This window comes from Pseudomonas sp. T8, from assembly GCF_024610635.1.
Classification (GTDB): Bacteria; Pseudomonadota; Gammaproteobacteria; order Pseudomonadales; family Pseudomonadaceae; genus Aquipseudomonas; species Aquipseudomonas chlororaphis_I.
Map to the genome: position 1 here is coordinate 4,913,746 of NZ_CP102374.1, position 19,418 is coordinate 4,933,163.

General features: G+C 60.8%; 13 protein-coding genes and 1 tRNA gene. 4 read left to right on the forward strand and 10 right to left on the reverse strand.

Going from position 1 to position 19,418, the window contains the following annotated elements:
* Nucleotides 1-204: 204 nt before the first annotated feature.
* Nucleotides 205-2,571 carry a glucose/quinate/shikimate family membrane-bound PQQ-dependent dehydrogenase gene (locus NRG23_RS22130; protein WP_257372079.1) on the forward strand — a complete coding sequence of 789 codons (2,367 nt, stop codon included), beginning with the start codon at nt 205-207 and terminating at the stop codon, nt 2,569-2,571.
* Between the two features lie 86 nt (nt 2,572-2,657).
* On the opposite strand, the gene NRG23_RS22135 is transcribed toward NRG23_RS22130, so the two are convergent.
* The 6 genes from NRG23_RS22135 to rpsU all read right to left on the reverse strand — a co-directional run bounded on the left by NRG23_RS22135 (nt 2,658) and on the right by rpsU (nt 12,256).
* Nucleotides 2,658-3,461 carry a lipopolysaccharide biosynthesis protein gene (locus NRG23_RS22135; protein WP_257372081.1) on the reverse strand — a complete coding sequence of 268 codons (804 nt, stop codon included), beginning with the start codon at nt 3,459-3,461 and terminating at the stop codon, nt 2,658-2,660.
* Between the two features lie 272 nt (nt 3,462-3,733).
* Nucleotides 3,734-3,810, reverse strand: a tRNA-Ile gene (locus NRG23_RS22140).
* Between the two features lie 15 nt (nt 3,811-3,825).
* Nucleotides 3,826-7,569 carry a bifunctional diguanylate cyclase/phosphodiesterase gene (locus NRG23_RS22145; protein WP_009051172.1) on the reverse strand — a complete coding sequence of 1,248 codons (3,744 nt, stop codon included), beginning with the start codon at nt 7,567-7,569 and terminating at the stop codon, nt 3,826-3,828.
* Between the two features lie 122 nt (nt 7,570-7,691).
* On the reverse strand, nt 7,692-9,539 hold the full coding sequence (gene rpoD / locus NRG23_RS22150; protein WP_007926106.1) for an RNA polymerase sigma factor RpoD: 1,848 nt from the start codon (nt 9,537-9,539) through the stop codon (nt 7,692-7,694).
* A 67-nt stretch (nt 9,540-9,606) separates the two neighbouring features.
* Nucleotides 9,607-11,571: a DNA primase gene (gene dnaG, locus NRG23_RS22155; protein ID WP_009051170.1), complete on the reverse strand. Its 1,965-nt coding sequence runs from the start codon at nt 11,569-11,571 to the stop codon at nt 9,607-9,609.
* Nucleotides 11,572-12,040: 469 nt separating this feature from the next.
* Complete coding sequence (gene rpsU, locus NRG23_RS22160) at nt 12,041-12,256, reverse strand: 30S ribosomal protein S21 (protein WP_002551877.1); 216 nt, start codon at nt 12,254-12,256, stop codon at nt 12,041-12,043.
* Nucleotides 12,257-12,456: 200 nt separating this feature from the next.
* Between rpsU and tsaD the strand changes: the two genes are divergently transcribed.
* A complete protein-coding gene (gene tsaD / locus NRG23_RS22165) occupies nt 12,457-13,482 on the forward strand; it encodes a tRNA (adenosine(37)-N6)-threonylcarbamoyltransferase complex transferase subunit TsaD (RefSeq protein ID WP_009045890.1) in 1,026 nt (341 codons plus the stop codon).
* 41 nt (nt 13,483-13,523) lie between these two features.
* Here tsaD and plsY read toward each other — a convergent pair whose 3' ends face one another.
* Nucleotides 13,524-14,093: a glycerol-3-phosphate 1-O-acyltransferase PlsY gene (gene plsY, locus NRG23_RS22170; RefSeq protein WP_009051169.1), complete on the reverse strand. Its 570-nt coding sequence runs from the start codon at nt 14,091-14,093 to the stop codon at nt 13,524-13,526.
* Between the two features lie 74 nt (nt 14,094-14,167).
* Here plsY and folB point away from each other — a divergent pair, with 74 nt between their 5' ends.
* Both folB and folK read left to right on the forward strand, forming a co-directional pair.
* Nucleotides 14,168-14,521, forward strand: coding sequence for a dihydroneopterin aldolase (gene folB, locus NRG23_RS22175; RefSeq protein WP_007926118.1), 354 nt, complete (start codon nt 14,168-14,170; stop codon nt 14,519-14,521).
* Complete coding sequence (folK, locus tag NRG23_RS22180) at nt 14,512-15,030, forward strand: 2-amino-4-hydroxy-6-hydroxymethyldihydropteridine diphosphokinase (protein WP_009051167.1); 519 nt, start codon at nt 14,512-14,514, stop codon at nt 15,028-15,030. Before folB ends, folK begins: the two co-directional genes overlap by 10 nt.
* Before the next feature lie 82 nt (nt 15,031-15,112).
* Here folK and NRG23_RS22185 read toward each other — a convergent pair whose 3' ends face one another.
* The 3 genes from NRG23_RS22185 to NRG23_RS22195 all read right to left on the reverse strand — a co-directional run bounded on the left by NRG23_RS22185 (nt 15,113) and on the right by NRG23_RS22195 (nt 19,237).
* Nucleotides 15,113-16,342: a multifunctional CCA addition/repair protein gene (locus NRG23_RS22185; RefSeq protein WP_009051166.1), complete on the reverse strand. Its 1,230-nt coding sequence runs from the start codon at nt 16,340-16,342 to the stop codon at nt 15,113-15,115.
* Nucleotides 16,343-16,406: 64 nt separating this feature from the next.
* Nucleotides 16,407-17,969: a SpoVR family protein gene (locus tag NRG23_RS22190; protein ID WP_009051165.1), complete on the reverse strand. Its 1,563-nt coding sequence runs from the start codon at nt 17,967-17,969 to the stop codon at nt 16,407-16,409.
* Nucleotides 17,966-19,237: a YeaH/YhbH family protein gene (locus tag NRG23_RS22195; protein WP_009051164.1), complete on the reverse strand. Its 1,272-nt coding sequence runs from the start codon at nt 19,235-19,237 to the stop codon at nt 17,966-17,968. Before NRG23_RS22195 ends, NRG23_RS22190 begins: the two co-directional genes overlap by 4 nt.
* Between the last annotated feature and the right edge of the window lie 181 nt (nt 19,238-19,418).

Consider the following 19,418-nt stretch of genomic DNA (forward strand, 5'->3'; position numbering starts at 1 on the left):
GGCGCGGGCAACGGTGGCCGAGCATGTTACAGGCTCGCTGGGGGCGATGCTCGTGGCATGGCGTATTGGCTGCGGGCTGTGCTGTGACGGCTAGGCTCAATGGCGCGGCTGAGATTTTTTGCCACGAATTGCCTGCGACAAGTTGTCATAAGTAACTGGTTAGTACATTCTCTCGCCACGTAAAGAATGGGAGACATTTCCGACATGAATAATTCTGGGGCTGCCACCGGCAGCAAATGGTTACTGGGGGCGCTGGGTGTGCTGATCGCATTGATCGGCCTGGGACTGGCCGGCGGGGGCGGGTACCTGGTCAATCTGGGCGGCAGCTGGTTCTTCCTGCTGATGGGCCTGGCGATGATCGTTTCCGGGCTGCTGATCGCCCGGCGTAACCCACGCGGTGCCTGGCTGTACGGGGTGGCGCTGGTCCTGACCGCGATCTGGGCGGTCTGGGATGCCGGGCTGGAATACTGGCCGCTGGTTTCGCGGGTGCTGACCTTCGCCGTTATCGGCCTGGTGGTGGCGCTGATCTATCCAACCCTGGTACGTGCTTCGGGCGCGACCGCCGGTCGTGGCGCTTATGGCCTGGCGGGTGTGCTGGGCATTGGCGTCGTGGCGACCCTGGCCTACATGTTCGTGCCGACCCATGTGGTCAAGGCCAGCAGCGAGCCGGCCATCAAGCCTGTGGCTCCGGGTACCGAGCAGAAGGACTGGGCCCATTGGGGCAACACCACCGCCGGCAATCGTTTTGCCGCGCTGGACCAGATCAACAAGGGCAACATCGACCAGTTGCAGGTGGCCTGGACTTTCCGCACCGGCGATATTCCGCAAAGCACCGGCGCGGGCGCCGAGGACCAGAACACACCGCTGCAGATCGGTGACACGGTCTATACCTGCACCGCCTACGGCAAGGTGTTCGCCCTGGACGCCGACACTGGCGCCGAACGCTGGAAGTTCGATCCGCAAGGTTCGGCGCCTAACTGGCAGCGTTGCCGCGGCCTGGGTTACTTCGATGCCTCCGCCGAGCCTGCTGCCGAGGCAGCGGTCGCTCCAGCCGCCTGCACCAAGCGTTTGTTCCTGCCGACTGGCGATGCGCGCCTGATCGCGATCAACGCAGAAACCGGCAAGCCGTGCGAAGACTTCGGCGACAAAGGCACGGTCGACCTGAAAACCGACATGGGCGAAGTGAAGCCTGGCTACTACCAGCAGACCTCGACTCCGCTGGTGGCCGGCAACGTAGTCATCGTCGGTGGCCGGGTAGCGGACAACTATTCCATCGGCGAGCCACCGGGCGTGGTCCGCGCCTTCGACGTGCGCAGCGGCGAACTGGTGTGGGCCTGGGATCCGGGCAATCCGAATACCACCAAGCGTCCACCGGCGGGCGAGACCTACACCCGCGGTACACCGAACGTCTGGTCGGCCATGTCCTATGACGCCAAGCTCGGTCTGGTCTATCTGCCGACCGGTAACGCCACGCCAGACTTCTTCGCTGGCCAGCGCACGGAATTCGACGACAAGTGGAGTTCGTCCATCGTCGCCCTGGACGTGAAGAGCGGTCAGGTGCGCTGGCACTTCCAGACCACCCACCACGACCTGTGGGACTTCGACCTGCCGGCGCAGCCGCTGCTGTACGACGTGCCGGACGACAAGGGCGGGGTACAGCCGGCGCTGGCGCAGGTCACCAAGCAGGGTGAGATCTTCCTGCTCAACCGCGAAACCGGCGTGCCTATCGCCCGGGTGGAAGAACGTCCGGTGCCGCAGGGCAATATGCCGGGCGAACGCTATTCGCCGACCCAGCCGTTCTCGGTGGAGATGCCGTCGATCGGCAACCAGACCCTCACCGAATCGGACATGTGGGGTGCCACGCCGTTCGACCAGTTGATGTGCCGTATCCAGTTCAAGGGCATGCGTCATGAAGGCGTCTACACCCCGCCGGGCATGGATCACGCCTTGCAGTTCCCGGGCTCCCTGGGTGGCATGAACTGGGGCAGCGTGTCGGTGGACCCGAACAGCAACTATATGTTCGTCAACGACATGCGCCTGGGCCTGGCCAACTACATGATTCCGCGCGCGAAGATCGCGGCCGGGGCCAGCGGCATCGAAATGGGCGTAGTGCCCCAGGACGGCACGCCGTTCGGGGCGATGCGCCAGCGTTTCCTCTCGCCTGCCGGTATTCCGTGCCAGAAGCCGCCGTTCGGCACCATGTCGGCCATCGACCTGAAAACCAAGAAGCTGGTGTGGCAGGTGCCGGTTGGTACCGTGCAGGACACCGGTCCCCTGGGCATTCGCATGCACATGCCAATCCCGATCGGCATGCCGACCCTTGGCGCATCCCTGGCGACCCAGTCCGGCCTGCTGTTCTTCGCGGGCACCCAGGACTTCTACCTGCGTGCCTTCGATACCGGCAACGGTAACGAAATCTGGAAAGCCCGCCTGCCGGTGGGTAGCCAGTCGGGGCCCATGACCTACGTTTCGCGGAAGACCGGCCGGCAGTACATCCTGCTGACCGCGGGTGGAGCGCGTCAGTCGCCGGACCGTGGGGACTATGTGATCGCTTATGCATTGCCCGAATAACGGCTGATCCTGGCTTACAAAAAAACCGCGCCTAGCGCGGTTTTTTTTTGTGGGCGGATATAGCCCGTCTGTTCACCTGCAACAACTCAGCGGTTAATCAGTTTGCCGAGTTCGTCGAGGCTGATGTTGGGAATGATCGACGTGGGAATACGCGACGTGGGGGACAGGTTGTACACCGAGAAGTCCTTGCCCATGACCTTGTCCGACATCAGCTTCAAGGATGGCAGGATCCGCGATTGCAGGTGCTGGTCCAGGCCGCAGGGTGACTTGAAGCTGTCTGGCGTTTCATAAAAACGCCCCTGGGCAGGACTCAGGTCGACGCCCACCAGGATCGCCGTATCGAAGCCGGCGTGATAGGCGAGTTGCAGCGCCAGATAGGCCACAGTACGGGCATCGAAGAAACCCAGCTCGAGATTCTTGCTGAAGCCGATGGTCCGGCTCCTGTTGCCCGAGAGGAGGGGAGGGCGAACCAGGTCGCGGTTGCTCCTGAGCAACCGCTCCTTCCAGGTTTGTCGTGGCGCCTTCTTCAGCAGAAACAGCTCGCCATGAGGCTGGATCGGAATCGTCCGGGCATGTTCTTCCCAGAGCGCCACGCGCTGACTGATAGCCATCGCCTGGGCGAAGAGTTCGGGTTGCTGGAGGGAAAAGCTGGTGTCGGTGCAGGCATAAAAAAAAGGCCGTATGCCGGTCCCGCGGAACATCGAGATGGCCCCGTTCATGGTGATCATCGGGATGTTCGCAAAGGTTTCGATGGGGAAGTCCTTTGCCGAACTACCGGATGCAATGATGAAAACAGGGCCTTGCTGAATATTCCGGCAACGTGCGAACCCCGTTACCGGGCCAGGCGAAGGCGCCGTAGATACTACTTCCATGTGCTGTGTCCGAATCATCAGGCCACTCTGATTATTAGGGGGTGGCTTAGGTGGTGCATCACGCCGGGGAAAGGACAGGCTCTCCCCCATTGATAGAAATGCAGTCTAGGGTCAAACGGAGGTCATGCGCGACTTCCGCGCGGTTATGACCGTCGCGGTTTTTAATAGTTGTGCGCTAGGGCCGATTTCTTGGAAGAAATGATCGGCTGCTTTGCCGGCCTGGCGGCCTGATCGAGGGATTTGCAGCGCTTTAGATACGCAAAAGCCGCGCAATGCGCGGCTTTCAAGGATGGTGGGCCCACACGGACTCGAACCGTGGACCAAAGGATTATGAGTCCTCTGCTCTAACCGACTGAGCTATAGGCCCTCAGTAGGCCGCGGATTATAGCGACGGTTTCTCGGCTGTGCTATCCGAAAAATCCGAAACGGGAAGGCGCAGAAAGGTCGCGGCGAATTCGTCGGCGCTCAGCGGCAGGCTGATGATGTAGCCTTGGATCTGTTCGCAGCCTTCGTTCCCGAGAAATACCTGCTGGTCATGGGTTTCCACGCCTTCGGCGATCACGGTGAATTGCATGCTGCGGCCCAGGGCGATGATGGCCCGCACGATCGCCACATCGTGCGGGTCATCGGGCAGGCCGCGGACGAAAGATTGATCGATCTTGAGGAAATCCAGCGGCAGGCGCTTGAGGTAGCTCAGGGACGAGTAGCCGGTACCGAAATCGTCGATGGCCAGCTGAACGCCCAGGCGCTTGAGCTGGTGCAGCACCTCCAGGGCCTCCTCGGCCTGGCTCATGATGAAGTTTTCGGTGATTTCCAGCTGCAGGAAGCCGGGTTTGAGGCGGTTGTCTTTCAGCAGTTGTTCAATCCGCCCCAGCAGGTTCGGCTGGCGCAGCTGGGCGCCGGCGAGGTTGACCGAGAGCGGGCCGAAACTCTCGTAGCTCTCATTCCACTTGCGCAGCTGCTGGCAGGCGTGTTCCAGCACCCAGTCGCCGATCTGCAGGATCATGCCGTTCTCTTCGGCCAGGGGGATGAAGTGCTCGGGTGGGACATCGCCGAAGGTCGGGTGATGCCAGCGAATCAGCGCCTCGGCACCCACCAGCGCCTGGTCGCCCAGCCTGATCTTGGGCTGGTAGTAGAGGTACAGCTCGTTACGCTCGATGGCTCGCCGCAGTTCATGTTCCAGGGCCACGCGTTCGCTGGCCTGGGCGGTCAGGTCGCGGGTATAGCTTTCGACCCGGTTGCGCCCCTTGGCCTTGGAGCGGTACATGGCGGCGTCGGCATTCTTGACCAGCGTGGCCACGTCGCAGCCGTCCTTGGGGTAGAGGCTGGTACCGATGCTGGCGCTGATGAAGAACTCATGCTCACCCGCCTGGAACGGGGCAGTGAAGCAGTTCAGCAGCTTGTTGGCGATGTGGTCGGCATCGCTGGGCTGCTGCAGCCCGGGCAGCAGGATGATGAACTCGTCCCCGCCCAGGCGGGCCACGGTGTCGATGTCCCGCAACTGTTCTTTCAGGCGCACGGCAATGCCCCTGAGCAGCAGGTCGCCGACCGGGTGGCCGAGGCTGTCATTGATGTGCTTGAAGCGATCCAGATCGAGAAACAGCACGGCGCCCTGGCCGCCGTTCTCCTGCTGGCTGTTGAGTGCGGTCAGCAGGCGGCTTTCGAACAGGGTGCGGTTCGGCAGGCCGGTCAGCGGATCGTGGTGCGCCTGGTAGTCGAGCTTGGCCTGGGCGTGCTTGAGGCTGGAGATATCGGCGAATACCGCGACGAAGTGGGTGATAAAACGGTCTTTGTTACGCACCGCGCTGATGGTCAGCCAACTGGGGTACAGCTCGCCGTTTTTGCGTCGATTGCAGATTTCCCCCTGCCAATGACCTTCGGCGGTCAGTTGGTGCCACATGGCCGCATAAAAGGCGCTGTCATGCAGGCCGGAAGCCAGCAGGCGCGGGGTGTGGCCCAGGGCTTCGGTTTCGCTGTAGCCGGTGATTTCGGTGAACGCCCGGTTGACCGCGCTGATGTGCTGCTGGGTATCGGTGATCAGTACGCCTTCGGCGGTGCTCTCGAACACGGTGGCGGCCTGTTGCAGCTTCTCCTGCATCAGGTGGCGCTCGGTAATGTCGCGGGCGATGGTCAGCATGCAATCCTCGTCGCCGATCGGCAGCGGCCGGCTGGAGAGCTCACAGAGGCGGATCTGGCCGTCATTGCGGCGAATGTGGCAGCTGAAGTCGCGCACGAAGCCATCCCGCTGCAGCAGGTCGAGCATCTGCCTGCGTTCGTTGAGGTTGACCCAGATGCCCAGCTCCAGCGTGGAACGGTCGACGGACATGGCGCTATTGAAGCCAGTGATACGACTGAAACCTTCGTTGACCTCTATCAGCAAACCGTCGCGCTGACGGCTTAGCAGCAGGCCGTCGGGCGAGGCGTGAAATGCCTTGGCGAACTTCTCTTCGGAGGTTTGCAACTGCTGCTGGGTTTCCTTCAACTGAGTGATGTCGCGGACCACCACGACCAGGGCGGGCGTGGTGTCGAGGTCGAAGGGTTCGGCGGAGATCAGTCCGGTGAACAGCTGGCCATTGCTGCGCCGAAAGGGCATCTCCAGGTTACGGATACTGCCGGCCTGCAAGCGCTGCAGCAGCCCGGGGCCGACGCCCTGGATACCCCAGATGTTCAGCTCGGTAGCCGTTTGGCCGATGACTTGCTCGGCACTCAGGCCGATTTGTTCCTCGAACGCCTCGTTGACCTCCAGCAGGCAGCCATCCGACAGGCGGGCAATGACCAGGATGTCCGGGCATTGCTGGAAAACCGAAGCGAATTTCTGTTCCGAGAGTTGCAGGGCCTCTTCGGTGCGTTTGGTTTCGCTGATGTCGATCATCAGGCCGCGCATGATCGGTTCATGCCCGTGCTCGATCAGGCTGACGATGTCGCGAACCCACAGGCAGCGGCCATCGGCGGTGATCACCCGGTAATCCAGGCTGTGATCGCGCCCGGCCAGGACTTCGTGGTCGCAGAAGTGCTGGGCGCGCGTCAGGTCGGCGGGGTGGATGATGTTTCTCCAGAACCCCGGAATCAGCCAGTGCGAAAGGGGGTAGCCCAACAGTTGCTCGGCATGGGGCGACACGTAGCTGTAGGTGAAGTCGCTGATGCGCGCTTCCCAGGCGATCGCCGAAAGGCTTTCGACCAGGCCGCGGTAATGGTATTCGCTGCTGCGCAGTTCCTGTTCCAGGGCCACGCGGCGGGCGATCTCGGAGCTCAGCCGGCGGTTGATGCGGATCACCGCCGCCAGCACGGCAAACAGCAGGAGCAGCCCTGGCAGGCCATAGAACAGCAGGTCCGACCAGAACGAACGATGGTCGAGCACATTGCCCACCCAGCGCTGCTGGATCTCGTTGACCTCCGCCGGGCTTATGTCGGCCAGCACCTTGTCGAGAATGCTTACCAGTATCTTGCTGTCGCGGGGGACGCCCATGGCCAGCTGATAGCGGTAGGGCGTCTCGCCGCTGACGTAGAGCCCATCCAGTTTCAGTTGTCGCAGGCTCCAGACACTGGAAGCCAGGTCGCCGACCACGGCATCGACCTGATTGAGGGCCAGCGCCTGCAAGGCCGAGCTCACATTGGGCAGGGCGACCAGATTCAGGTCTGGATGGTGGGTGCGCAGCAGTTCGTGGGGGGCGTAATTCTCCACGACGGCGATCTTCAGGCCGTACAGGTCCGGGAGCTTGCGAGGTTGCGCGCCGCCTTTATGGGCCAGGATCACAATGGGGAAATCGAGGTACGGGCGGGTGAACGCCAGGTAGTTTTGCCGTTCCGGGGTCGACATGATGCCTGGCAGCAGGTCCAGATTGCCCTTTTTCGCGGTTTCGAGCACTTCGCTCCAGCTGGCGGGTTCTATCGGCTTGAGCGTGATCGCCAGGCGATCCTGGATCAGGTGGATATAGTCCGCCGCAAGGCCCTGGTAGCGCCCTTCCTCATCGCGATATTCGAAGGGCGGCCATGATGCATCGACGCCCAGGCGCAACTCCGGATGAGCGGAAAGCCAGCCTCGTTCTTCATCGGTGAGCGTCAGTGCGCCAGCCGTTGCGGTCCAGGCGAGCAGCGACAGCATCAGCACGGTCGGCAGTCTGGGCATAACGGTCTCGTTATGGCACGGGGGAATGTTTCGAGTGTAGACGGGCAATTCGGAGGGAGTGAGGCGCGGGGAGTTTTAAACTGCACAAAACAAAACCCCCAGCAGGGCTGGGGGTCTTGGTATTACTCGTCGAGGAAGGAGCGCAGGTGCTCGCTTCGCGTCGGGTGGCGCAGCTTGCGCAGCGCCTTGGCTTCGATCTGACGAATCCGCTCACGGGTAACGTCGAACTGCTTACCGACTTCCTCGAGGGTGTGGTCGGTATTCATGTCGATGCCGAAGCGCATGCGCAGTACCTTGGCTTCACGGGCAGTGAGGCCGGAGAGTACTTCGCGAGTCGCTTCTTTAAGACTCTCGACGGTGGCGACATCGATTGGCGACTGCATGGTCGAGTCTTCGATGAAGTCACCCAGATGGGAGTCTTCGTCATCACCGATCGGGGTTTCCATGGAGATCGGCTCTTTAGCGATCTTCAATACCTTGCGGATCTTGTCCTCAGGCATTTCCATGCGTTCGCCCAGCTCTTCCGGAGTCGGTTCGCGACCCATTTCCTGCAACATCTGCCGGGAAATACGGTTGAGCTTGTTGATCGTCTCGATCATGTGCACCGGAATACGGATGGTGCGGGCCTGGTCGGCGATCGAGCGAGTGATCGCCTGACGGATCCACCAGGTGGCATAAGTCGAGAATTTGTAGCCTCGACGGTATTCGAACTTGTCTACCGCTTTCATCAAACCGATGTTGCCTTCCTGGATCAGGTCGAGGAATTGCAAGCCACGGTTGGTGTACTTCTTGGCGATGGAGATCACCAGACGCAGGTTGGCTTCGACCATCTCTTTCTTCGCGCGACGGGCCTTGGCCTCGCCGATCGACATGCGACGGTTGATGTCCTTGATCTCGGCGATCGTCAGGCCGGTCTCGGTCTCGAGCGCGGTCAGCTTCTGCTGGCAACGGATGATGTCCGGCTGCAGACGGCCGATGGCTTCGGCGTACTTGGCCTTGCCTTTGGCCAGCGCGTCGGACCAGCTTTCGTCCACTTCATTGCCAGGGAACTGGCGCAGGAAGTCGGCGCGTGGCATGCGGGCATCACGAACACAGAGCTGCATGATCGCGCGCTCTTGCTGACGCAGGCGATCCAGGGCGCTACGAACACGTTCAACCAGGCCTTCGAATTGCTTCGGAACCAGTTTGATCGGCATGAACAGTTCAGCCAGGGCCAGCATTTCGGCCAGGGCTTGCTTGTGTTCGCGACCGTGCTTCTTCAGCGCCTTGCGGGTGATTTCCATCTGGTCGGCAACGGCGCCAAAGCGCTGGGCTGCGATGACCGGATCCGGACCGCTTTCGGCTTCTTCTTCGTCGTCACTGGCTTCGGCGTCATCGTCGTCGGTGTCGTCGTCCGCTTTTGCGGCCTTGGCATCGACAGGCGGTGGTACTTCGGCGGCAGGCGGCGCAATACCGTCGTCCGGGTCGATGTAACCGCTCAGGACGTCGGACAGGCGGCCACCTTCGGTGGTGACGCGAGTGTATTCGGAGAGGATGTGCTCAACCGTGCCAGGGAAGTGCGCGATCGCGCCCATCACTTCACGGATGCCCTCTTCGATACGCTTGGCGATTTCGATTTCGCCTTCACGTGTGAGCAGCTCTACCGTTCCCATTTCGCGCATGTACATACGCACGGGGTCGGTAGTGCGACCAATGTCGGTTTCCACAGCCGCCAACGCTGCGGCGGCTTCTTCAGCTGCTGCTTCGTCGGTATCGGCTTCGGCCAACAAAAGGGCATCCGCATCCGGAGCACTCTCGAATACGTTGATCCCCATGTCGTTGATCATGCGGATGATGTCTTCCACCTGTTCCGGATCTGAAATATCCTCCGGCAGGTGGTCGTTGACCTCCGCGTAAGTCAGGTAACCCTGCTCACGACCACGGCTGATCAACTCTTTGAGGCGAGACTGCTGTTGCGCTTTTCCGGACATAACACCCTATCCACTGAAGGTCTTGGCGGGCAAAAAACAAGCCGAGGATTATACCCGAGCTATGACCTCACGCGCCAGTTGAGGTCGGGTTTGATGCGGGAACATTGCGTTTTAAAAGCTCGAGTAGCTGAATTTTTTCTTCGCCACTCAATTCGCTTTGACGCGATTTCCTGAGAAGTTGTTCCAAAACACGCTCACGTTGACGAGCGGACAAGCTTTTAATGGTGTCGAAAAACTGTTGTTCAAGGTTGTCGCCCTCAATCAACCACTCCTTTTCTGCCAGCGCCTTGATCAGGCGGCCCTGTTCAGTGCCGTGCCAGCGCGCCATCAGTTGATGAATAGAGCGTAGCTTAGGATTTTTCTGCACGGCTTCGATCAAGGCGACCAGCAACTGGGTATTGGTGTTGTCGTCGGCAGCGAAATGCCCGGCGTCTTCAACTTTCTCGGCCAGTTGCGGGTGATGCAGCAATGTTCGAAGGGCTGACAGTGTTGGGGGTTCGACGGCGGCCGGGACGCGCGGGGCACGTGGCTGATCACGATCGCCATTGCGCTTGCCCTTTTTGTCCCAGGGCTTGTTCTCCCACTTCTTGCCGCCCGCGCCGCTTTTCTTCGGTGTCCATTCCTGCTGCGGCACATAGGCTTCTTGCGGCTCGTGGTAGTCGACATAGTCCGGTATGCCGTCGTAATCGATGCCAGCGTCATACACCGGAGGTGCTTCTTGTGGGGCGCTGTGCACCAACTGGTTGACGGTCTCGTTGTTGAGCCCGGTAATTTCACTGAGGCGCTGGCGCATCAGGGTCCGCAGGTTGGCTCCGGGGACCTTGTCGATCAACGGTGCGGCGAGAGTGGCCAGGTGAGCCTTGCCCTCGAGCGAGCGTGGATCCGCTTCGTCGGTCAGTTGCTGGAAGAAATAATCGGCCAGCGGTTGAGCGTGTTGATTGATGCGTGCGCGAAAGGCATCTGTGCCCTCGGAACGCACCAGGGTATCCGGGTCTTCCCCTTCGGGAAGGAACAGGAAGCGTGCCCGGCGACCGTCCTGCAGGCTGGACAGGGTCGCCTCCAGTGCGCGCCAGGCGGCCTTGCGTCCGGCCTGGTCGCCGTCGAAGCAGAACAGCACGCTGGGCACGATGCGGAACAGGCGCTTGAGGTGTTCTTCGCTGGTGGCGGTGCCCAGGGTCGCAACGGCGTTACGCAGGCCCTGTTGGGCGAGGGCAATCACGTCCATGTAGCCTTCGACGACGATGATTTCGTCGAGGTTGCGGTTGTTCTTGCGAGCCTCGAACAGGCCGTAAAGCTCCTGGCCCTTATGAAACACCGGAGTTTCCGGCGAGTTCAGGTATTTCGGTTTGTCGTCGCCCAGTACCCGGCCACCAAAGGCGATGATCCGGCCGCGGCTGTCGCGGATCGGAAACATCACTCGGTCGCGAAAGCGATCGTAGCGTTTACCGGTTTCGGCGTTTTCGATCAGCAGGCCGGCGTCGATCATGGCTTTCTGCTGCAAGGTGTCGCTGCTCAGGTGCTTGAACAGATTGTCCCAGCCGGGCGGTGCGAAGCCGAGGCCGAAATCGCGGGCGATCTCGCCGGTCAGGCCGCGGCCCTTGAGGTAATCGACTGCTGCCTTGCGGGCTGGGTGGCTTTTCAGAGCCTGTCGATAGTAATCGGCGGCGGCGGTCAGCAGCGGGTAGAGCGGCGAATCGGTCGGCTGCCGCGGTTTGTGCGAGCGACCGCTTTCCTCCCGCGGGATTTCCATGCCGGCGGCTTTGGCCAGTTCCTCGACCGCCTGGGGGAAATCCAGGTTGTCGTGGTCCATGATGAAGCCGAGGGCGTTCCCGCCCGCGCCACAGCCGAAGCAGTAATAGAACTGCTTGTCGGGGCTGACGCTGAAGGAGGGGGTTTTTTCCTTGTGGAACGGGCAGCAGGCGGTGTAGTTCTTGCCGGCCTTTTTCATCTGCAGGCGCGAGCTGACAACATCGACGATGTCGGTGCGGTTCAGAAGGTCGTCAATAAAGCTCTGGGGAATCAGCCCGGCCATGGCGTTCTCGTCATCACTGCGCGAAAGAATTGGACCAATGCGAAGGCTTCGAAAATGGGCTGTTCGAGACGCAACGGCTGCGCGTTCGACCATCTGTCGTCGGCTTGATCGCTATCGGGAAGTGTATCTGCCGAAAGTCCACTGACGTTAGTTTCAATCAGTCTTCGACTATTTGAAGATATTGCTCTGAGTCCGACAGGTCTCGGATGGCTCATAAGCGGACGCTGGAGAAGGGCGCCTTGGGCTGAGTCTGTTGAGGAATCAGAATAAAAGTGTGCTCGTCAGTAGCCTTGGAAGGCTCGTCAGAAGAGACGTGCACCGCTGGCAGGAAGCCAGGTCTGACGTGGTGAAGCGGATTGTCTCGGTCGCATGCGCGGCGTTGACGGTGAAGCATCAAGCGTTGTCCGCAAATGCCATTAGCCCGGCTGAGGGCCGGGCTTGGCAGAAGCTTGCAGCGAACGTCTGTGTATTAGTACAGACGTACGGCGCGGCGCTGTTCGCGCTGAACTTTCTTGGCGTGACGCTTAACAGCAGCAGCTGCTTTGCGCTTACGCTCGGAAGTCGGCTTCTCGTAAAATTCGCGGCTACGAACTTCAGCCAGAACACCGGCTTTTTCGCAGGAGCGCTTGAAACGACGCAGAGCTACGTCGAAGGGTTCGTTCTCTTTAACTTTGACGGCTGGCATCCAGAGCTACCTTCATTCATTACCGGGGTCAACGTTCTCGTCGCAAAAATCGCGGCTGAGGTCGTCGGTTTTTAAGGGTTGCGGATGTTAACCCCTCATCGCTCGGAATGCAAAGCCTCTGATCGAAAACCGCTGGTCGGCTGAGGGAGTGGCGACTATTATGCGCGCCTTCGAATTTAGCCTCTACAAGGCGCAAACCCATGCTAGTACTGGGATTAGAAACTTCCTGCGACGAAACCGGCGTCGCGCTTTACGACAGCGAGCGGGGCCTGCTGGCCGACGCGCTGTTCAGTCAGATCGACCTGCATCGGGCCTATGGTGGCGTGGTGCCGGAGCTGGCCTCTCGCGATCACGTCAAGCGCATGCTGCCCCTGATTCGTCAGGTCCTGGCCGAGGCGGACTGCGTACCGACTGAAATCGACGCCATTGCCTATACCGCGGGCCCCGGCCTGGTCGGAGCCCTTCTGGTGGGTGCCTCCTGCGCCCAGGCGCTGGCCTTCGCCTGGGGTATCCCGGCGCTGGGTGTGCACCATATGGAAGGCCACCTGCTGGCCCCGATGCTGGAAGAACAACCGCCGGAATTTCCGTTCGTCGCTTTGCTGGTTTCCGGTGGCCACACGCAGCTGGTGCGGGTCGATGGCATCGGCCAGTACGAGCTGATGGGCGAAACCCTGGATGATGCTGCCGGTGAAGCCTTCGACAAGACGGCGAAGATGATCGGCCTGAATTATCCGGGTGGTCCGGAAATCGCTCGCCTGGCCGCACAAGGCGTGGCCGGGCGCTTTGTCTTCCCGCGGCCGATGACCGATCGTCCGGGGCTGGATTTCAGCTTCAGCGGCTTGAAAACCTTCGCCCTGAACACCTGGCAACAATGCGTCAGCGCTGGGGACGACGGCGAGCAAACCCGTTGCGACATCTCGCTCGCCTTCCAGCAGGCGGTGGTGGAAACTCTGACCATCAAATGCAAGCGAGCCTTGAAGCAGGCGGGACTCAAGCGGCTGGTAATCGCTGGCGGCGTGAGCGCCAACAAGGCGCTGCGTGCGTCGCTGGAAAAAATGCTCGGCGAGATGAAAGGGAATGTGTTTTACGCCCGTCCTGAGTTCTGCACCGACAACGGCGCGATGATCGCGTTTGCTGGTTGCCAGCGTTTGCAGGCAGGTCAGCAGGAAAGCCTGGCGATCAGTGTGCAGGCGCGTTGGCCGATGGAGCAGCTGTCGCCGTTGTGAGTCGGTATCAAGCTGACCTGAGCCCGGTTCATCTTCAGGATTCAGAAATGCCGTTCGCGCCCGGCAAACAGGTCGCGTAGATTGCCGCGGTGGCGCCAGACGATGAGCAGTGTGAGGACGCTCATCGGCAGCAGCGCTGCTGGTGCCTGCCAGGCCAGCAATGGCAAGGTCAGGGGCGTGGCGATCAGGGCCGCCAGCGAGCTGGTGCGGGTCAGGTAGAAGGTCAGGAGCCAGGCGGCAATGGCCAGGAGCGCCGCTGGCGGGTAAAGCCCCAGCAGCATCCCGGCGGCGGTGGCGACACCCTTGCCGCCGCGAAAGCGGAAGTACACCGGGAACAGATGGCCCAGTACGGCGTAGAGCCCGATCCAGGCCTGTTGTTGGAGCGAAAGGCCTGCGAGACTGGCGATCAGCACGGGCAACAGCCCTTTGAGCAGATCGCCGAGCAAGGTCAGTACCGCCAGTTTCTTGCCGGCCAGGCGCAGCATGTTGGTGGCGCCGGCATTGCCCGAGCCACTCATTCGCGGATCGGGTGTACCGGTCAGGCGGCTGAGCAAGATGGCGAAGGACAGCGAGCCGAGCAGGTAGGCGAAGATCGCCAGTAACCAAAACATGCTAACTATTCCGGGCGAGGACGCCCTGATTCTAACGGCGCATTGCGCCCTTGTCGTGCTGCGGAGAAGAGTGCTTGGACAGAGTGTTTATCGAGGGCCTGGAAGTCGACACGGTGATCGGTGCCTACGACTGGGAGCGAGGCATCCGGCAGTGCCTGCGCCTTGACCTGAGCTTCGCCTGGGACAACCGCCCGGCCGCCGCCGGTGACGACCTGACCCTGGCGCTCGACTATGCCAGCGTGTCTTCGCGGATCCAGGCGTTTGCCGAACAGGCACAATTCCAACTGGTGGAAACCTTTGCCGAGCGTCTGGCGGAGGTCCTGATGAGCGAGTTCCATATTCCCTGGTTGCACCTCAAGCTGACCAAACCCGGTGCTGTCGCGGCCGCCAAAGGTGTTGGCGTGGAGATCGAGCGCGGATGTCGCTAACTCAGGTATTTCTTGGGCTCGGCAGCAATATCGAGCGTGAAACCCATCTGCTGGCCGGGCTCGATGCCCTGGCGGGCTTCCTGCTGGATATGCGCTGCTCGGCGGTGTTCGAAAGCCAGCCGGTGGGGATCAAGAGCGGGCCGTTCTTCAATCTGGTGGTTTCGGGCTTTACCGATTTGCCGCTGATGGAGCTGGACCGTCGATTGAAGTTCATTGAAGCGGACAACGGTCGTTATGCCCCGGACCGCAAAGGCTTGCCGCTGGATATCGATGTGCTGTTGTACGGCGATCTGGTGGGCAATTTCGACGGTTTGATCCTGCCGCGTGCAGAAATTCTGAAGAACGCCTTTGTGCTTTGGCCCTTGTCGCTGATGGCGCCGGGGCGGGTTCATCCGCTGGCGGGGCAGGACTTCGCTACCCTCTGGCACGAGGCCCGGATCGACCAGGTGCTGGCGCCCGTGGCATTCGAGTGGCGGGGCAGGCAGCTGACGCCGCCGGAGCTGGGATAGCCCTGGCTGGCGCAGTTCTGGCCGACGGCGATCGGCTGGCGAGCAAGCTGGCTCCTATGGCGGCGCTTGCTCGTGATGTTTCTTACTGTGAGTACTGTTCCTTGTAGGCCTTCAGCGCCTTCAGTCGTTCCCGTTTCAGCGCCTCCCCCAGCTCCGGCCCCTTGAATCCCTGCTCCAGCAGCGGTTGTACCGCGACTGTTCGCGCCGCCGTGGCCGCGCCGCGCAGATAGTCCGCCTGGGGATAGGCTCGCTCCTCCAGGCCGAGACGGCCACGAGCATCCATTTCACAGGCGGCGATAAACTCCTCGAAGCGTTGCGGCCGCCGGTACACGTCAAAGCTCTGCAGCAGTTCTGCCAATGTCGAAGGTTTCAGTTCGAGGGCGCGATGGCCGTGGGTGTGGTACTGACCCACCAGCAGCGCCAGTTCCTGACAGTCGCGTGGCGCCTTGAAGCGTTCATTGACCTGCTTGATCAGCTTCAGGCCCTTGTGCTCGTGCGCGATGTGTTGCGGCCATTCACTTTGCGGTGTCAGGCCCTTGCCCAGGTCGTGCAACAGGCACGCCCAGCGCACGCTCAATGGCTGCTTGTGCAGTGCCGCCTGCTCGAGAACGCTCAGTGTATGCACACCGCTATCGATCTCCGGGTGATGGACGGCGGGTTGCGGAACACCGAACAGCGCCTCCACTTCAGGCAGCAGGACTTTGAGCGCGTCACAATCACGCAGTACCTGGATGAACACTTGAGGGTGATCTTCCATCAGTGCGCGGGAGATTTCCTTCCAGCTGCGTTCCGGCGTCAGAGCTTCCAGCTCGCCTGATCCGCTGAGCTGGCGCATCAGCTCGAGGGTGTCAGGCGCTACTCGGAAGCCGAGTCCTGCGTAGCGGGCAGCAAAGCGGGCAACGCGCAGGACGCGCAGGGGATCTTCGGCGAATGCCGGGGAAACATGGCGCAGCAGGCGGTTTTTCAGGTCCTGCTGGCCGTGATACGGATCCGTCAGAACACCCTGGTCGTCTTCCGCCATGGCATTGATCGTCAGGTCACGGCGGATCAGGTCTTCTTCGAGAGTGACCTCGGGGCTGGCGTGAAAGGTAAAGCCACCATAGCCACGACCGCTCTTGCGTTCGGTGCGGGCCAGGGCGTATTCCTCGCCGCTCTTGGGGTGAAGAAAGACCGGAAAGTCCGAACCCACCGGGCGAAAACCCTTGGCGAGCATTTCTTCGGCCGTGGCGCCGACTACCACCCAATCGATGTCGGTTACCGGTTTGCCCAGCAGGCGATCGCGTACCGCACCGCCGACCTTGTAAATCTGCATAAAAAACCTCCGTTAGCCCGACAGAATAACCCTTGCGCCGAGCTTTCGGAGGTTTGTCATGCGCTCAGAGGTGGATGACCGCCAGGTCCAGGCGGCCATAGTCCCCTTCGTTGTGATCGCTTCTTGGCGGTACGTGATGGGTTTTCATCACCTGGTCGCCCTGCAGGGTTTCCAGATGGATGTCGAACCCCCACAGCCGGTGCAGGTGCTTGAGGACCTCGTCGGTAGAGTCGCCCAAGGGTTTGCGGTCGTGCTGTTGATGGCGCAGGGTCAGCGAACGGTCGCCTCGCCTGTCGATGCTCCAGATCTGCACGTTAGGCTCGCGGTTGCCCAGGTTGTACTGGGCGGCAAGGGTTTCGCGGATGATCCGATAGCCGCTTTCGTCATGAATGGCCGGTACCAGCAGGTCGTCTTTCTGGTCGTCGTCCAGGATGCTGAACAGCTTGAGGTCGCGGATGACCTTGGGTGACAGGTACTGCAGGATGAAGCTCTCGTCCTTGAAGCTGCTCATGGCGAACTTGATGCTGGAAAGCCAGTCGGTCCCGGCCAGTTCCGGGAACCAGCGGCGGTCCTCCTCGGTCGGTTCTTCGCAGATGCGCCGGATATCGCGGTACATGGCGAAACCCAGGGTGTAGGGGTTGATACCGTTGTAGTAAGGGCTGTCGAAGCCGGGCTGGAAGACCACGCTGGTGTGGGAGGCGAGGAACTCCATCATGAAGCCATCGGTCACCAGGCCTTCGTCATACAGGTCGTTCATCAGGGTGTAGTGCCAGAACGTTGCCCAGCCTTCGTTCATCACCTGGGTCTGGCGCTGCGGGTAGAAGTATTGGGCGATCTTGCGCACGATCCGCACGATTTCCCGTTGCCATGGTTCCAGCAGCGGCGCGTGTTTCTCGATGAAATACAGGATGTTTTCCTGCGGTTCGGCGGGGAAGCGCGCGTTGTCCTTGTCGCTGAACTTGTCCGTACCTTTGGGAATGGTGCGCCACAGGTCGTTGATCTGTTTCTGCAGGTGTTCTTCCCGATCCTTTTGCCGGCGCCGTTCTTCTTCCGCGGAAATCGGATAAGGACGTTTGTAGCGGTCCACTCCGTAGTTCATCAGGGCATGGCAGGAGTCCAGCAGGTCTTCCACGGCATCGATGCCATGGCGCTCTTCGCACTGCATGATGTACTGCTTGGCGAACACCAGGTAATCGATGATCGAGCTGGCATCCGTCCAGGTACGGAACAGGTAGTTGCCCTTGAAGAAGCTGTTATGGCCGTAGCAGGCGTGGGCCACCACCAGTGCCTGCATGCAGATGGTGTTTTCTTCCATCAGGTAGGCGATGCAGGGGTCAGAGTTGATCACGATCTCGTAGGCCAGCCCCATCTGGCCACGGCTGTAGGACTTTTCGGTACTAAGGAAATGCTTGCCGTAAGACCAATGGTGATAACCCAGGGGCATGCCGACAGAGGCATAGGCATCCATCATCTGTTCGGCGGTGATCACTTCGATCTGGTTGGGATAGGTATCCAAGGCGTAGCGCGCCGCGATACGGCTGATTTCGCGGTCGTAGGCCTGGATCAGCTCGAACGTCCATTCCGAACCGGTGGAGATAGGCTGGCGTTTCTGCTCTCTGGCGGTCATGTCACTAACCTGCGCTGGAAGAGTTCACGGAAGACCGGATAGATATCTCCGGCCGAGACCAGTTGCTGCTGGGCGAAAGTATCGGAAAAGGCTTCGGCAATGCGCTCGTATTCGAACCACAGGGCCTGATGTTCACGCGGGGTAATCTCCACGTAAGTGTAGTACTGCACGAAGGGCATGATCTGGTTGATCAGGATGTCGCGGCAGATCGGCGAGTCGTCGTTCCAGTTATCGCCGTCGGAAGCCTGGGCGGCGTAGATGTTCCACTCGTTGCTCGGATAACGCTCGGCCATGATCTCCTGCATCAGTTTCAAGGCGCTGGAGACGATGGTGCCGCCGGTTTCCCGGGAGTAGAAGAACTCCTCCTCGTCCACCTCGCGTGCGCTGGTGTGGTGGCGGATGAACACTACGTCGATCTTGTCGTAGTTACGCTTGAGAAACAGGTATAGAAGGATGAAGAAACGCTTGGCGATGTCCTTGGTGGCCTGGGTCATGGAGCCGGAAACGTCCATCAGGCAAAACATCACGGCCTTGGAGCTGGGGTTAGGCTGTTTGACCAGCAGGTTGTACTTGAGGTCGAAGGTGTCGAGGAATGGCACCCGATGAATGCGGGCGCTGAGACGCTCGATTTCCGCTTCCATTTCCTGAATATCGCCGAAGTTGTCCGGTTCTTCGCGTTTCAGGCGTTCAAGCTCTTCTTTGACTTCGCGCAGTTTTGCCCGGCTGCTGCCGGACAGGGCGATGCGCCGGGCATGGGCCGAGCGCAGCGTCCGAATGATGTTGATGCGCGAGGGATTGCCCTCGTTGCTGATCCCGGCCCGGACAGTCTTGAAGGTGTCGGTCCCGGTCAGGTTGCGCTTGACCAGGTTCGGCAGTTCCAGGTCCTCGAACATGAACTCGAGGAACTCCTCCTGGGTAATCTGGAAAACGAACTCGTCCATGCCTTCGCCGGAATTGCCCGCCTTGCCCCGGCCGCCTCCGCCACCCCCGCCTTGAGGGCGTGCGATGTGCTCTCCGGCCGTGAACTCCTTGTTTCCCGGGTGCACCACGGTCTGTTTGCCGCCGCGCCCATGATGGAGCACGGGTTCATCGATATCCCGGCCTGGGATGCTGATTTGTTCGCCATGCTCCATGTCTGTGATGGAACGGCGGCTGACCGCCTCTTCGACGGCCTTCTTGATGTGGTCACGATAACGCCGCAGAAACCGCTGGCGGTTTACCGTGCTCTTGTTCTTGCCATTGAGACGTCGGTCGATCACATAACTCATGACTGCTCCTTAGAAGCGGTCTTGATGCTCGCAAGCGGCCCGGACGGGGAGAGGGGGCGGGTAAGGTGCCTTGCCGCCGGTACTCTGCCCGAGCCTCGCTGCGAACGTTCAAACGCGCTTCCTGAAGCCTGTGTAGCAGAAATCGCTAAGACAGGCTCCTGGCTAACGACAACCGGTGCAA

Bases quoted from the DNA above. Each gene is read 5' to 3' on its own strand.
- NRG23_RS22185 (WP_009051166.1), bottom strand. From the start codon at position 16,342: ATGCAGATTTACAAGGTCGGCGGTGCGGTACGCGATCGCCTGCTGGGC.
- tsaD (WP_009045890.1), top strand. From the start codon at position 12,457: ATGCTAGTACTGGGATTAGAAACTTCCTGCGACGAAACCGGCGTCGCG.
- rpsU (WP_002551877.1), bottom strand. From the start codon at position 12,256: ATGCCAGCCGTCAAAGTTAAAGAGAACGAACCCTTCGACGTAGCTCTG.
- folK (WP_009051167.1), top strand. From the start codon at position 14,512: ATGTCGCTAACTCAGGTATTTCTTGGGCTCGGCAGCAATATCGAGCGT.
- dnaG (WP_009051170.1), bottom strand. From the start codon at position 11,571: ATGGCCGGGCTGATTCCCCAGAGCTTTATTGACGACCTTCTGAACCGC.
- NRG23_RS22130 (WP_257372079.1), top strand. From the start codon at position 205: ATGAATAATTCTGGGGCTGCCACCGGCAGCAAATGGTTACTGGGGGCG.
- NRG23_RS22145 (WP_009051172.1), bottom strand. From the start codon at position 7,569: ATGCCCAGACTGCCGACCGTGCTGATGCTGTCGCTGCTCGCCTGGACC.
- rpoD (WP_007926106.1), bottom strand. From the start codon at position 9,539: ATGTCCGGAAAAGCGCAACAGCAGTCTCGCCTCAAAGAGTTGATCAGC.
- plsY (WP_009051169.1), bottom strand. From the start codon at position 14,093: ATGTTTTGGTTACTGGCGATCTTCGCCTACCTGCTCGGCTCGCTGTCC.
- NRG23_RS22135 (WP_257372081.1), bottom strand. From the start codon at position 3,461: ATGATTCGGACACAGCACATGGAAGTAGTATCTACGGCGCCTTCGCCT.
- NRG23_RS22190 (WP_009051165.1), bottom strand. From the start codon at position 17,969: ATGACCGCCAGAGAGCAGAAACGCCAGCCTATCTCCACCGGTTCGGAA.
- NRG23_RS22195 (WP_009051164.1), bottom strand. From the start codon at position 19,237: ATGAGTTATGTGATCGACCGACGTCTCAATGGCAAGAACAAGAGCACG.